We start from the raw sequence: 14,660 nt of genomic DNA on the forward strand, positions 1-14,660 counted from the left end.
CGAAGATGACGGTGTCTCCCGGCGGGCCGGCGAACCAAGGCAGTTTGACGGTGCCGCCGGGGCGGCCGACGGATCCGATTCCCCCGGCACGCGCGCAAGGCGTAGAGCTGATCGGGGAAATGCAGGGTTCCGGCTACCGCGAGCCCCCTGCCCTTGTCCGCCGTGCGGACGGTCAAACGCTGCAGCTGACCCGGCTCCTCTATCTTCTGTTGTCCGCGATTAACGGCCGTAGGAGCTTGGAGGAGATCGCCCAGGAAGTAAGCGCCGAATTCGGTCGAAAAGTCAGCGTCGGAAACGTCGCCAGCCTGATCGATTCCCAGCTTCGGCCTCTGGGACTGCTGGAGCTGGCGGATGGATCACAGCCGGAGGTGAAGCGCTCAAATCCATTGCTGAGCCTGCGTTTCCGCTTTTCCATCACGGATCCGAACACCACCAGGCGCCTGACAGCGCCTTTTGCCCGTCTCTTCCACCCCGTCGTGGTGGTGCCTGTCTTGGCCGCCTTCTTTTTCGTGTGCTGGTGGGTGCTGGTGGACAAGGGCCTTGCCTCCGCTGCATACGACGCTTTTGAGAATCCCGTGCTGCTACTGCTCGTGGTTGCGGCGACGGTCCTCTCTGCGGGGTTCCATGAATTCGGCCACGCCGCCGCGGCCCGTTACGGCGGAGCCGCCCCTGGCGCGATGGGTGCCGGTTTATACCTCTTCTGGCCGGCGTTCTACACGGACGTGACAGACTCCTACCGGCTCGGGCGTGCCGGGCGCGTCCGTACTGATCTCGGCGGCCTGTATTTCAACGCGATAGTTACCGTGCTCATCATGGGTATCTGGTGGGCTACAGCTTATGACGCGCTTCTCCTGGTGGTCCTGACCCAGATTCTGCAGATGGTGCGTCAATTGCTTCCCATCGTCCGGTTCGATGGCTATCACGTGCTCGCCGATCTCACCGGGGTTCCGGATCTTTTTCAACGGATCCGGCCCACGCTTCTGGGGCTGCTGCCTTGGCGTTGGGGACGCCCCGAGTCGAAGATACTCAAACCGTGGGCTCGCGCCGTGGTCAGCCTTTGGGTCCTCATTGTGGTTCCAATGCTGCTTTCCAGCCTCGTGATGATGGTGCTCACGCTTCCGCGGGTCCTGGCCACTGCATGGGTGAGCGTCAGCCGCCGACAGATAGCCCTCGTCGAAAGCTGGAACCGCGGGGATTTAGCATCCGTCGCTGCGCAAGTGCTCATGATCCTGGCCGTTGCGCTGCCCATTCTTGGCATCTTCTTCATCTTGTTCCGCATGCTGCGGCAGGGAGCACAGGTGGTGTGGCGCAAGACCCGGAATAAGCCTGGGCGGCGCGGTGCCGTGGTGATCGCCGCGGTTTTGATCGCGGCATTGCTGGCGGCGGCCTGGTGGCCGAACAGCCGCAGCTACCGGCCGATCCAACCCTACGAGCACGGCACAGTTATCGATGCGTTGTCGTCAGTGACGCCGAGTCCGAGCGGCTTGGTGCAGGGCGGACAGGGAGAACTGGCCGCGATCTGGCCTTCCGGCAGCCCCCGGCCGACGGCGGACCACCCCGAGCTCGCCATGGTCCTCGTCCCGAAAGTGCAGCAAGGAACCGGACCGGCGCCGGCACCTTCCTGGGTTTTCCCGTTCGACAAGCCGCTTCCCCCCGGCGACGGTGGGAACCAGGCGTTGGCCGTGAATACCCGCGATGGGTCGGTGGTTTACGATGTCGCATTCGCCCTGGTGTGGGTGGAGGATGGCTCGGCACTCAATAAGAATGAGGCCTATGCTTTCGCGAGTTGCAAGGACTGCGGGGCGGTCGCCGTTGCCTTCCAGGTGGTGCTGATCGTGGGACAAACCAAGGTGATCGTCCCCCAGAACCTCTCGGCAGCTGCAAACTACAACTGTGTCCAGTGCCTGAGCTATGCTCTGGCCAACCAGCTTGTCCTTACCCTCGACGGGCCCTTGAGCCCGGCAGGGATGGACCAATTGGCGAAGGTATGGGACCAGATCCGGCAGTTCAGTACAAACATCCGTGATGTGCCCCTTTCCGAGCTTCAGGCACGCTTGTCTGACTACAAGAACCAGATCGAAAAGATCATCCAGGAAGATCCCTCGGCAACTCACGGAACCACGACCGCCACCGCGTCGCCCACCGGCATACCCTCGGAAGGCCCCACGATTCCCGCTGGTGCAACGCCGGGGCCAGTGTCAAGCTCGACTCCGGGCCAGCCGGCCCCGCCCGAACCTGCGGCTACACCCTCCGCACCCGAGCCGGCGCCCACCCCCGCATCGCCCGGCAGCCCTGCACCGGTGCAGACCGCGTCCGTTGTTACCCAACCGCCTGCGCCCGCCGTCAGCCCCACCCCCTAAAGCTCCGCCGCATGCTGGAACGGGCCGTGCCGGCTCGGTGGCATACAGCCGGGTCGCACAGCTCGGTGGAACTGCTTCCGTGGCATAGCCCGTCGGGCCATGCCACGGAAGCAGCTATGCGCGGGAACGCAGGACGGTGACAGAACGGTCGCGCACGATGAGTGTGCTCAACGGCTGTTCCACCTGCTGATCCGGGTCGGTCGAGAGTGCCAGTTCCCAGTCCTGCAGCGGCGCTGCCGGAACGTTGAATTCGACGCCGTTTTCCGCGGCGTTGAGCAGAATGGCGAATGCGTCGGCGCCGTCGTGCTCCAGTATGAAGGTGATGGCGCGGTGGTCCTCGGTCCAGTCCTCTTCACTGAAGCCCTCGGCGTCGGCCCGTAGCACCTGGACGGAGTCGGCACTGCCGGCTTCCGGTGCCTGGCGGAACCAGTGCGGCCGCAGCGACGGGTTGTTCCGCCGGAGCGTGATCAGCTCCGTGGTGAACTCCAAAAGTCCGGTGTCGACCTTGTTCCAGTCAAACCAGGAGATTTCGTCGTCCTGGCAGTAGGCGTTGTTGTTTCCGCCCTGGCTTCGGCCCATTTCGTCGCCGCCCAGGATCATTGGCACGCCGGTGGACAAGAGCAGGGTCGCCAGGAAGTTCCGGCGCTGGCGGTCACGGAGCTCGATGACGGCGGCATCATCGGTGGGGCCTTCAATGCCGTGGTTCGACGAGCGGTTGTCGCTCTCGCCGTCGTTGTTGTCCTCACCGTTCGCGTCGTTGTGCTTTTCGGCGTAGGCAGTGAGGTCCGCCAGCGTGAAACCGTCGTGCGCGGTGATGAAGTTGACGCTTGATACCGGCGCGCGGCGGCTGCCCTCGTACACGTCCGGGCTGCCCAGGAAGCGCTGGGCGAAGTCGCCGAGCACGTTCTCGCCGCCGTGCCAGAAATCACGTGCGTCATCGCGGAACTTGCCGTTCCACTCGGACCAGTCAGCCGGGAATCCGCCCACCTGATAGCCGGCAGTGTCCCAGGGCTCCGCGATCATCTTGACCGGAGCCAGTACCGGGTCCTGCTGGATCAGGGTGAGGAAGGCGCTGTGCAGTTCGGCGCTGCCGTCCTGCCGGGTCAGGGTGGTGGCCAGGTCGAAGCGGAAGCCATCCACGTGCATCTCCGTGACCCAGTACCGCAGTGAGTCCATGATCAGGCCAAGCGCCGCCGGGTGGCCCACGTTGAGGCTGTTGCCGGTTCCGGTCGTGTCGAAGTATGCAGACTCCTCACCCTCCACCAAGCGATAGTAAGCGGCGTTGTCGATGCCTTTGAAGGACAAAGTGGGGCCCATGTGGTTGCCTTCGGCGGTGTGGTTATACACAACGTCGAGGATGACTTCGAGCCCGGCCGCGTGGAGGGCCTTGACCATGGCTTTGAACTCGGCGACCTGGCCACCGCCGTCGCCTGCCGAGCTGTAGTCGCCGTGCGGAGCGAAAAAGCCGATGCTGTTGTAGCCCCAGTAGTTACGAAGGCCCTTTTCTTCAAGGTGGCTGTCCTGAACGAACTGGTGTACCGGAAGCAGCTCGACGGCGGTCACGCCCAGGTCCGTGAGGTGTTTGATCGCTGCCGGGTGCGCGAGCCCGGCGTAGGTGCCGCGGATCTCCTCGGGAATGTCCGGGTGTTGCGCCGTGAAGCCCTTGACATGGACCTCGTAGACCACCGTCTCGGCAAGCGGGATCCGCGGCGCGACGTCGGCGCCCCCGGCGTCCCAGTCGAAGGACGGGTCCGTGACCACGCAGCGGGGCGTCGATGCGGCAGAGTCCGTGGGGTCGAATACGGCCGGGTTATGCAGATCGTGGCCAAAGACAGCCTGGCCCCACTCGTAACCACCCTCGATCGCGGTCGCATGCGGATCCAACAGCAACTTGTTGGTGTTGTGCCGCAGCCCGGCGTCCGGGTTCCAGGCGCCGTCGACACGGATGCCGTAGCGGGTCCCGACTTCGATTCCGGGGACCATGCCATGGAATACGTGTCCGGTCCGTTCCGGCAGGACGGTACGGGTCTCGACGCCGTCGTCGTCGAACGTGCAGATTTCCACCGCGTCGGCCGTCTGGGAGTAGATGGCGACATTCGCGCCGCCGTCCCTCAGGGTGACGCCAAGCGGGTATGGAAGGGAACGTGTGGCAGCAGCCGAAGTCATGCGATGCTCGTTTCTATGGAAGTGGTCAGCCCAGTATAGTAAGCATGCTTATAAACTTCTGTTGCGGGATTCCACACAAAATACGCAAGATTCGGAGCCGGAGCGGCATAGTTAAGTTCTTGAGCTTGCGCTTATGTACAGTCGCCGCAAGAATGCAGCAAGGAAACGAAGAGGGGCTTGACTTGGCAGGGAATGCAACCTTCAGGCACAGCAACACCGCGCTCCTCTCTGTGAGTTGTATCGAGGCTCCGCGGATCGTGAGTTCCACGGATTTCGACCGCAGCTTGGCTTCGACCCTGCAGCGGTTGAAGTTCCCGCCGCGGCTGCTCGAGCGCGTGGCGGGTATCACGCACCGCCGCTGGTGGGCCTCCGGGACATCGTTCGATGATGCTGCGGTCGAAGCGGGCGCAAAGGCCTTGGCCGAGGGCGGAGTCGAGGCATCCGAAATCGGCCTTCTGATCAATACCTCGGTCACGAGGCGTAACCTCGAGCCGTCCGTGGCGGTGAAGATCCACCATGATCTCGGCCTGCCGTCGTCGGCCATGAACTTCGATCTGGCCAACGCTTGCCTGGGATTCGTGAACGGCTTAATCCTCGCCGCCAACATGATCGACTCCGGCCAGATCAAGTACGCGATGATCGTCAACGGCGAGGACGCGCAGCTTACCCAGGAAGCCACGCTGGAACGACTGCAGCGGCCTGAGACCACGCGCGAAGACTTCGGCCGGGAGTTCGCCACCCTGACGCTTGGCTCCGGGGCCGCCGCAGCCGTCTTGGGCCCCGCAGACGAGCACCCTGGGGCGCATCGGCTTGTCGGAGGCGTGATGCGTGCCGGAACGGAACACCACGAATTGTGCGTGGGAGGCATCGACGGCATGACCACCGACACCAAAGGCTTGCTCGACGGCGGACTTCAGCTCGTCGTCGATGCCTGGCGGGAAGCCCAGCCTGAATGGGACTGGGCGGCCATGGACCGCTATGTCACGCATCAAGTCAGCAATGCCTACACCCAGGCGATCATCAATGCCATTGACCTGGATCCGGATAAGGTTCCGATCACGTTCCCGCACTGGGGCAACGTGGGCCCTGCGTCGCTCCCCATGACGCTGGCCGCCGAGGCGCAGTCACTGAACTCCGGGGACCGCGTCCTGTGCATGGGTGTTGGTTCCGGGCTGAACGCGGGGATGGTTGAGATCGTTTGGTAGCCACCAACTGGCCTGGAGTAGACCCGGAATGGTCCCGGACAATCGGAGTAAGGTCCACATCGGCAGTGGATACGCCGGGCACAGTGCGCCGCTGGCACCTGTTGGACAACGGCGCCCAGCTCGCCCGCCGTGGTGTGGCTCCGGTCGGTACCCTGCTGTGCGTGCATGGCAACCCCACCTGGTCATATCTGTGGCGGACGCTGCTCGCGGCCGGATCCAACGCGGCCCGTCCATGGCGCGTTGTGGCGGTGGACCAACTGGACATGGGCTACTCCGAGCGCAGCGGCACATTCCGGCGCTTGGCGGACCGCGTCAACGACCTCGGCGACCTTAGCGACGCGCTGGGCCTGGACGGCCCGGTCGTGACGGTGGGCCACGACTGGGGCGGCGTGATCAGCCTTGGCTGGGCCTTGGCGCACCCGGAGCAGCTTGCGGGCGTCGTACTGACCAACACTGCCGTCCACCAGCCGGCCGGTTCGGAAATTCCGCCGGCCCTCCGGCTTGCCTTGCACCCCGTGGTGCATCGGTGGGGCACGACGACGTCGGACGCCTTTCTGCGGGTGACGCACTCGCTGGCGCACCCGCCGCTGTCCGCCGATATTCGAGAGGCCTACATGGCTCCTTATCGCGGAGCCCGCCGCCGGGCCGGGGTAGGGAACTTTGTTGCGGATATTCCCGCAGACGCCTCCCATCCCAGCTTTCCCGAGCTCACACGCATAGCGGAAGGCCTGCGCCGGCTGAAGGTCCCGGCCCTGATGCTCTGGGGTCCCCGCGATCCGATCTTTTCCGACCGGTACCTCAAGGATCTCGTCAGCCGGCTTCCGCACGCGGACGTGCACCGCTTCGAAGGCGCAGGACATCTCGTGGCGGAAGACCGGGACATTGCCACACCCGTGTTCCAGTGGCTCGCCGTGCACGGCGGTGTGAGCGGAAGCGGGTCTCCGGCAGCCGAAGCGACAACGGCCGGCGACCAGCGACTGAACGATGCCGCCGAGCCGGCGCCGGGAACATTCCGGCCCCTTTGGGATTCGCTCGGCGAACGGGGGACGGGGCCTGCGAAAGGCGATATCGCCGTCGCGGAAATGGCTCCGGACGGCAAAGTCAGCCGCTCGCTCAGCTGGCATCAGCTGGACCGGAACATCCGTGACCTTGCGTCGGGGCTGCGGGAAGCCGGAGTGGGGAGCGGCAGCCGGGTGAGCCTGATGGTTCCACCCGGAGTGGACCTCACGGTAGCGCTCTACGCGTGCTTGCGGCTGGGCGCGGTAGTTGTGGTCGCCGACGCCGGGTTGGGAACCAAGGGCATGGGCCGGGCGCTCAAGGGCGCCACCGCCGATTTCGTCATCGGAATCGAGAAGGCGCTGGCGGCCGCCGCAGTGCTCGGCTGGCCGGGACGGCGGATCAGCGTACGGGACCTCCCGGCTGCCCGGCGCCGAATCCTGGGCGTCGAAACGTCCCTCGCCGCCCTGGTCGGCCAAGGCGGCAGCGCTGGTCCAGGGCTCCCCACGAACACCGCGGACCCGGCTGCGCCAGCCGCCGTGCTCTTCACCTCCGGCTCCACCGGCCCAGCCAAAGGCGTGCTCTATACCCACGGGCAGCTGGCTGCGATGCGGGATACGGTGGCCGAAACTTTCGGGATCCGTTCCGGCGCACGGCTCGTGGCGGGTTTCGCCCCGTTTGCCTTGCTGGGGCCGGCGCTCGGAGCGGTTTCGGTGACGCCGGCCATGGACGTTACCGCACCCCGCACTCTGACGGCTCGCGCGCTCGCTGATGCCGCGACGGCAATAGACGCAACAGTGGTCTTCGCCTCCCCGGCGGCGTTGCGCAACGTCCTTGCCACCCAGGATGGCGTCTCCGCGGCCGGGCACAAAGCCCTGGAAGGGGTCGAATTGCTTCTCTCCGCGGGCGCCCCCGTCCCGGAACCGCTTCTGGCTCGGGTGCAGCGGCTGTTGCCAAGGGCCTCGCTGCATACCCCGTACGGAATGACCGAAGCACTCCCGGTCACCGACATCAGCCTTGCACAAGTCCAGGCCGCCGATGCCGAGGCCACCGCCGGCACTGTTGCGGGGGCAGGGAATGGCGTGTGCGTGGGGAAGCCTGTGCATGGCGCGAGTCTCGCCGTCGTCCCGCTGGCTGCTGATGGCACCGCACCTGGGTCCGATGCCGTGACGGAGGCTGGCGTGACCGGCGAGATTCTGGTCAGCGCCCCGCACGTCAAGGAAGCTTATGACAGGCTCTGGCTGACCCAACGGGAGAGCGCCAGCGTGCCCGGATGGCACCGCACAGGCGACGTGGGGCATTTCGACGCCGCAGGCCGGCTCTGGGTGGAGGGACGTCTCGCCCATGTCGTGACGGCGCCCGGGGTTGTGGTGACGCCCGTGGGGGCCGAACGGGCGATCGAACGCTTGGATTGCGTCGGCTTGGCCGCCATCACCGGGGTCGGACCGGCAGGGACCCAGGCCGTCGTCGCCGTCGTCGAGACCGTACCTCCTTCCCGCAAAGCCGGCCTTGCTTCGCCGCAGTTCGCGGAACGTGTCCGTGGGGCGGCCAGGGAGGCCGGCGTCGACGTTTCCGCGGTTCTCGTAGTCCCGGCGCAGCCCACCGACGTCCGCCACAACGCCAAGATCGACAGGACCCGGCTGTCCCGCTGGGCCTCACGGGTGCTGGCCGGCGGCCGGCCGGGAGAGCCGTGAGGGTCCTCGTCACCGGCGCGAGCGGGCTCCTGGGGCGGGAAGTGGCCCGGCTGCTGGTGCGTCAGGGCCATGCCGTGACGACGTTCCAGCGCCGCCCCTCAGGGGTCGACGGCGCCACCGACTTCCGGGGGTCCGTTACGGACGATGCAGCGCTCCGGGGAGCAGCCGAGGGGGCAGAAGGAGTCATCCACCTGGCCGCGAAAGTATCTTTTACCGGCCGGGCGGTGGAGTTCGACGAGGTGAATGTCGAAGGAACCCGCCGCGTGCTCCGTTCAGCGCGTGCGGCCGGCGTGCGGGACCTGGTCTTCGTTTCCTCCCCGTCCGTGGCCAACTCCGGCACGGCCATCGTCGGGCTGGGCGCGGAACCGGCTGACCCGAAGCATGCTCACGGCAACTATTCCCGCACCAAGGCCGAGGCGGAGCTGCTGGCGCTTGCCGCGGACGGTCCGGACTTCCGGGTCGCAGCGGTGCGCCCCCATATTGTCTGGGGTCCTGGCGACACCCAACTCGTGGAACGGGTCCTGGCCCGCGCTAGCCGCAACCGCCTGCCGCTGCTCGACGCCGGTGCCGCCCTCATCGACACTACCTATGTGGACAACGCAGCCTCGGCCATCGTCGCCGCTCTGCACCGCATGGAACACGTCCATGGCAGGCCGCTGGTGGTGAGCAACGGCGAGCCCCGCCCGGTCGGCGAACTGCTTGCGGGTATCTGCGCCGCAGGGTGCGTCCCCGCACCTTCATGGGCTGTGCCCGGCGGGGTGGCGCGGGCGGCGGGAGCGGTGGTGGAAAAAATCTGGACCTGGTCAGGACGGAAAGAGGAGCCCCCGATGACCAGGTTCCTGGCCGAGCAGCTCTCCACCGCCCACTGGTTCGACCAGCGCGAGACCCGCGAACTCCTCGACTGGAAGCCCACGGTCTCGCTCGATGACGGCCTGGCACGGCTGGCCGTGCACTATGGATCCGGGCATTCACCGAGCTAAGCGCTAGGGTGAACCCTGCCTCGGGAGTGGCTGAGCTTTTCAGTCTTTCGGGCGGTGAGGTAAAGGCGATGGGCGGTGATGACCAGGACGAGCCAGGCGGCGCCGAGGGTCCAGGCCGCAAGGACATCCGTGAGCCAGTGGTGGCCCAGGAAGACCCGGCTGAGGCCGATGGTCAGGGCGAAGAGGGCCGCGGCGGTAACTGTCCAGACGCGGGCCCGGCGGGAGCGGCAACGCAGCACGATCACATAGGCGACAATTCCGGCGATCACGAAGGAGTTCAGCGAATGCCCACTGGGAAACGAGGGGGAGTACTCGTAAGGCGGCACAGCGTCGCTGAGCGGGGGACGGGCACGTCCGATGAGCTGTTTGCCGGCGATTGTCATGAGAAGGGAGCCGGCCGCGGCGGTCACAATAAGGATCGCCGGGGTCCAGGAGCGCCGCCGAAGGACCAACACGGCGGTGGTGATCACGGCCAGGATCGGCATCCCGATTCCTCCACCGAGATCGGTGTAGGCAGTGGCAGCGGCGTCCAGCGCGGGGCTGCGCAGGCTCTTCGCCGCCTCCAATACCGGGTGGTCCAGGGCGGCCACGCCATCGGCTTCTGTCACTGCCTCGTACACCCAGCCCGTCGCGAAGGCCAGCAACGATGCCACTACCGCTCCGGCAGCAAGGATCAGGATCAGCGCACCGTACGGGCCGAGGCGTTCGCTGAGGCGTTGCGCGCGGGAGGCGAGCCATTTGCCGGCAGGGGTCTTCCACCGGGCCAGATCAGCCTCACCCACGAACCGGTCGTCGGCCAGTTCGCCTGTACCCCCGGCCGACTCGTCGTCCGGCCTTCCTTGGGGATGGACACCCATGGTCTTCCGCCTTCCATTTCGCGTGGACTTGATCAGTAAGCTTACCTTCTAGGCTATTCGACGGCCGGACACTGGAGGATCGGCCTCGGACCCGAAAGGAGCATTGAGTGGACGGTGATGCGGGCACATGGTTCCTGAGTCGCGCTGAGCGGGGGAACCTGGCCACCGACGTGCACGCGGGTGCTGCCGGGTCTCCTGCGTGGTCGGAGGGCAACCTCGTGCGGCCCCTGGTTCACGGAGCGAGCTACTTCGCGCGCCTGCACGAGGAACTGGCCGCGCTGCAGGCGGGAGACCGCGTGTGGTTCACCGACTGGCGTGGCGACGCCGACGAGCGGCTGCTCGCGGACGGACCGTCCGTCGGGGACGTGCTCGCTGGGTTGGCACGGGCGGGGGTGGAAGTGCGGGGCCTTGTCTGGAGGTCCCACGGAGAGCGCGTGTCGGCCCCGATGAGCGGCCGATCCAACGAACTCCTCAGCCGCAAGATCAACGACGCCGGCGGGGAAGTACTGTTGGATCAGCGCGTACGCCTGTTCGGTTCCCATCACCAGAAAATGTTCGTTATCCGCCGTCGTGACGATCCGTCGCGGGACGTCGCTTTCATTGGCGGCCTGGACCTTTCCCACAGCCGTAGGGACGACGCCGACCACGCGGGAGACCCGCAAGCTGTGGCCATTGATCCCCGGTACGGGAAACGTCCCCCGTGGCACGATGCCGCGCTCGAACTTCGTGGCCCTGTAGTCGCGGATGTGCTGGCCGTGTTCGCTGAACGGTGGAACGACCCGCATCCACTGGACCGACGCACCCCCTACAGGATGCTGCTGCAGCGTTTGGCACGTATGCCCCGGCACCCCAAACCGCTCCCGGCCACCGCGCCGCCGCCACCACCGGCCGGCCCTCATTCCGTGCAGTTGCTGCGTACCTATGGGGTGAAACACCCCCCGTTCCCGTTCGCTCCCGAAGGCGAACGCAGCATTGCCCGCGGCTACGCGAAGGCCTTCGCCCGTGCCCGGTCGTTGATCTACATCGAGGACCAGTACCTGTGGTCGACGGAGGTGGCAGCCGGAATCGCAGCGGCCCTCGAACGGAACCGCGAATTGAAGGTGATCGCCGTCGTGCCCCGCTACCCTGACTCCGACGGCCCGCTCATGGGGCCTGCAAGCCGGATCGGGCAACTGCGCGCCCTCAAGATGTTGCGCCGGACCGCACCGGACAGGGTCGGCGTGTTCAACCTGGAGAACGGCTCCGGAACTCCGATCTACGTCCACGCCAAGATCTGCATCATCGACGACACCTGGTTCACCTGCGGTTCGGACAATTTCAACCGCCGGTCCTGGACCACCGACAGCGAGCTCAGCTGCGCCGTCCTCGACACCACCGCCGCCGACGCCCACGGAGACACCGCCGCCGAGCGCCTGCCCGGCGCGGAGAACGGCCAGGACGCTTCCCGTCCGTTGGCACGCGGTCTCCGGCTCCAGCTCTGGGCCGAACACCTCGGCTTGGAGCAGGACGATCCCCGGCTCCACGACACGGCGGGCGGGCTCAAGCTATGGAACACCGCCGCAGATCTTCTGGACCGCTGGCATGAAACCGGGCGCCGTTCGCCTCGGCCGAGCGGGAACGTCCGGCACCACACCACGGAGCCCGTGTCGTCCCTCCAACGGCTGTGGGCCGATCCGATCAGCCGCTTCGTCGCGGACCCGGACGGCCGCCCCAGACGGCTACGCGGCACTACCCGCTTCTAATACGCTGCACCACCCGGTTCGAGGTAAGACTCGAAGCGCTCCGCCCTAACTGATTGCTAACCATCACTTACGGCCTGCCCATGGCCCTCGAAGGAATCCTGGCATAAAGTTTGACCCACTACCCGCTGGCCGTCCCATTGGATTCATTCGCAAGATGTGAGCGCCCGGGCATGAACTTTGAACTCGGGGACCTGGCCGACACCGATTCCCGACCGATGAAGACGTGAGGGAGAAACATGACACTTGCTCGTGCTGGACATCGAATGGCTACTCATCGTCCCTGTGTTCCCGCGGCGCCGCCCAGGGTGCCGGCTTGTGGGCGGTGCGGCCCTGGGTTTCCCTTGGTAGTCCATGAGTATGTTCCCGCGGTCTATGCGGCCGATGGCAGCGGTTTACGGCCGGCGTCGGCAAGCTACAGCTGCACAAGATGCGGCACAAAGGACAGCCATCAGGTTCCTGCCGGCTGGGCCCCGCCTGAGTGGCAGTGGTACTCCTAAGCTGCGTCGCTCATTGCGTTGCGCCCTCCGTGGCCAGGTAGGACATCGCCGCGACCACGTGGGCCTGGACCCCGATGGACAGCGCCGGGTCGATCACTGGCGCGAAGAGCGGGGAGTGGTTGGCTGGAATGTCCTGGGCGACTGTCCCGCGTTCGACGGCGGCCCGGTAGTTTTCGGGATCCACGCCGCCGAGGAGCCAGAACGTGTAGGGCACACCGAAGGCGTCCGGAATGCGGCTGAAGTCCTCGGAAGCCGTTTGTCTTTGTGCCGTGCGCACGGAGTGTGCCCCGAAGTGGGCGGAGAATGCGGCCCGAACCTTCTCCGTCACGATCGCGTCGTTGCTGGTCAGGGGGAACTGGTCGTAGTACTCGAATTCCGGGCTTTTCGGTGATCCAGCCGCGGAGCACTCGCCCTTGACGATCCGTTCGATGGCCGCGAGCACCGATGCACGGACATGGGTGTCATACGTGCGGATGTTCAGAAGGAGGGTGGCGAGGTCGGGGATGATGTTCGCCGTCGCTCCCGCGTTGAGCGCCCCCACGGTGACAACCGCGAAGTCGCCCGGCTTGGTCTCCCGCGAGACGACGGACTGCAGCCGGAGCACGATCGCGGACGCAAGGACCACGGGATCAACGGACATGTGCGGCATTGAGCCGTGCGCGCCCTTCCCGTACACCGTGATCCTGAGCGAGTCGGCGGCAGAGAGCACGGGGCCGGCCGTGGTGGCGACCGTCCCAGCCGGGATGGGCATCACATGTTGGGCGAAGGCGACGTCGGGCCGCGGCACTTTGGCGACGAGGCCGTCGTCGAGCATTGCCTGGGATCCGGCTCCGATCTCCTCGCCAGGCTGGAAAAGCGCGATGTACGTCCCTGACCATGCCGCGCGGCCATCGGCCATGAGCTTGGCGGCGCCGAGCAGCGCAGCGGCGTGCAGGTCGTGCCCGCACGCGTGCATGACCCCGTCTACGGCCGACGCATAAGGCAGCCCGGTGGCTTCGGTGACGGGTAGTGCGTCAGTGTCCCCGCGGGCGAGCACCGTCGGGCCGTTCCCGTTCGCGAGGACTCCGACGACGCCGGTGCCCCCGACGCGGGTTACGGCATAGCCGAACTCCGCGAGTTTGCCCTCGACGAGCTTCGAAGTCCTTTGCTCCTCGAGGCTCAGCTCCGGATGTCTATGCAGATCAATGTATGTGTCCCCGATCCAGCCGAGCTCCGCTTCAAGGCTTGCCAAGACCGCTTCGCAACCACTCATGGACTATCCGCTCTCGCTAGCAGTTCGGGGCGCCTCGGCGGGCGGGCGCAACCGGGAAACCCAGCATAGACCCGGAAAGCGAACCGGGGGAGTGCAGGAAGCCGCGAGCGGGATGAGGGCCACCCCGCGTCGCGGCTTCGAAGGCGGCGGTTTTAGTCAGCGAGGATGTGGTACAGCGCTCGCCGGGTTTCGTCGATCTTTTCCATGGCGGCTGCGCGTTGTTCCTCGGTTGCGGCAAAGCGGAACTGGTGGATGACCCCCATGAGCTTTGCCACGCTCTGGTGAAAAGCGGGTCCTGATCCTTCCGGATCGATGTTCCACGCATTTTCCAGCTCCTCGGCATGCTCCGCTACGTATGCCTTTCCGGCATCGGTCAGTGTGAACTCGGTGCGCCGGCCTTCGCCGACAGGTGCAATGAGCTCCTCGTCAACGAGTTGCTGCAGCGTCGGATAGACGGAACCCGGGCTAGGGCGCCACGATCCGGACGTCTTCTCGGCGATTGTCTTGATGAGTCCGTACCCGTTGGAGGGCGCTCCGGCCAGCAGGGAAAGGATCGCGAAGCGGACGTCGCCCTTGTTGGCCCGACGAGGTCCGCCGGGACCGAACCCCGGTCCGAATCCCGGACCGAAACCGCGGCCTGGTCCAAACCCGCGGCCCGGTCCGAAACCACCGTGTCCGTGGGGTCCGCGACGGCTCCGGCCGCGTCCGAAGCGGCCCATATCCGGTCCGCAATCTGTGTGTTTGTTGTCGTGAATGCCTTTCATAACGGCATCGTCCTTCCGAATTTGTTGGGATGTGTATGGGTTTGTATAGCTTTGCCCGTGGGCTCGCAGCTTCTTCTGCGATAGTTAACGATATATCGCTGAATGTCGTTAAACAAGTGCCGGCCAAGCGGTTCATGTCCGGGTGGT

The 14,660-nt window shown here is 66.0% G+C and carries 9 protein-coding genes; 5 read left to right on the forward strand and 4 right to left on the reverse strand.

Annotation, left to right across the window (positions count from 1 at the left end; all coding sequences use genetic code 11):
* Positions 1-5 precede the first annotated feature (5 nt).
* Positions 6-2,360, forward strand: coding sequence for a hypothetical protein (locus J2S96_RS03635; RefSeq protein WP_306859982.1), 2,355 nt, complete (start codon positions 6-8; stop codon positions 2,358-2,360).
* Positions 2,361-2,474: 114 nt separating this feature from the next.
* Here the strand turns inward: J2S96_RS03635 and glgX are convergent, their stop codons facing one another.
* Positions 2,475-4,526, reverse strand: a complete 2,052-nt coding sequence (gene glgX, locus J2S96_RS03640; RefSeq protein ID WP_306859984.1) for a glycogen debranching protein GlgX — start codon at positions 4,524-4,526, stop codon at positions 2,475-2,477.
* 182 nt (positions 4,527-4,708) lie between these two features.
* On the opposite strand from glgX, the gene J2S96_RS03645 reads away from it, so the two are divergent.
* From J2S96_RS03645 to J2S96_RS03655, 3 genes are read left to right on the forward strand one after another with little or no spacing between them, the layout of a single operon-like run.
* Positions 4,709-5,731 carry a 3-oxoacyl-ACP synthase III gene (locus tag J2S96_RS03645; protein ID WP_306860006.1) on the forward strand — a complete coding sequence of 341 codons (1,023 nt, stop codon included), beginning with the start codon at positions 4,709-4,711 and terminating at the stop codon, positions 5,729-5,731.
* Positions 5,725-8,421 carry an alpha/beta fold hydrolase gene (locus tag J2S96_RS03650; protein ID WP_306860011.1) on the forward strand — a complete coding sequence of 899 codons (2,697 nt, stop codon included), beginning with the start codon at positions 5,725-5,727 and terminating at the stop codon, positions 8,419-8,421. The genes J2S96_RS03645 and J2S96_RS03650 overlap by 7 nt, the downstream gene beginning before the upstream one ends.
* Positions 8,418-9,401, forward strand: coding sequence for an NAD-dependent epimerase/dehydratase family protein (locus J2S96_RS03655; RefSeq protein ID WP_306860013.1), 984 nt, complete (start codon positions 8,418-8,420; stop codon positions 9,399-9,401). Before J2S96_RS03650 ends, J2S96_RS03655 begins: the two co-directional genes overlap by 4 nt.
* Here J2S96_RS03655 and J2S96_RS03660 read toward each other — a convergent pair.
* On the reverse strand, positions 9,398-10,258 hold the full coding sequence (locus tag J2S96_RS03660; protein WP_306860015.1) for a phosphatase PAP2 family protein: 861 nt from the start codon (positions 10,256-10,258) through the stop codon (positions 9,398-9,400). The genes J2S96_RS03655 and J2S96_RS03660 overlap by 4 nt on opposite strands.
* A gap of 107 nt (positions 10,259-10,365) precedes the next feature.
* Here J2S96_RS03660 and J2S96_RS03665 point away from each other — a divergent pair, with 107 nt between their 5' ends.
* Positions 10,366-12,000, forward strand: a complete 1,635-nt coding sequence (locus tag J2S96_RS03665; RefSeq protein ID WP_306860017.1) for a phospholipase D family protein — start codon at positions 10,366-10,368, stop codon at positions 11,998-12,000.
* A gap of 507 nt (positions 12,001-12,507) precedes the next feature.
* On the opposite strand, the gene J2S96_RS03670 is transcribed toward J2S96_RS03665, so the two are convergent.
* Together J2S96_RS03670 and J2S96_RS03675 are read right to left on the reverse strand one after the other, a co-directional pair.
* Positions 12,508-13,749: an amidohydrolase gene (locus J2S96_RS03670; protein WP_306860019.1), complete on the reverse strand. Its 1,242-nt coding sequence runs from the start codon at positions 13,747-13,749 to the stop codon at positions 12,508-12,510.
* A gap of 152 nt (positions 13,750-13,901) precedes the next feature.
* Positions 13,902-14,513: a PadR family transcriptional regulator gene (locus J2S96_RS03675; RefSeq protein WP_306860021.1), complete on the reverse strand. Its 612-nt coding sequence runs from the start codon at positions 14,511-14,513 to the stop codon at positions 13,902-13,904.
* Positions 14,514-14,660 lie beyond the last annotated feature (147 nt).

The sequence above is a fragment of the Arthrobacter bambusae genome, assembly GCF_030812595.1.
GTDB lineage: Bacteria > Actinomycetota > Actinomycetes > Actinomycetales > Micrococcaceae > Arthrobacter > Arthrobacter bambusae_B.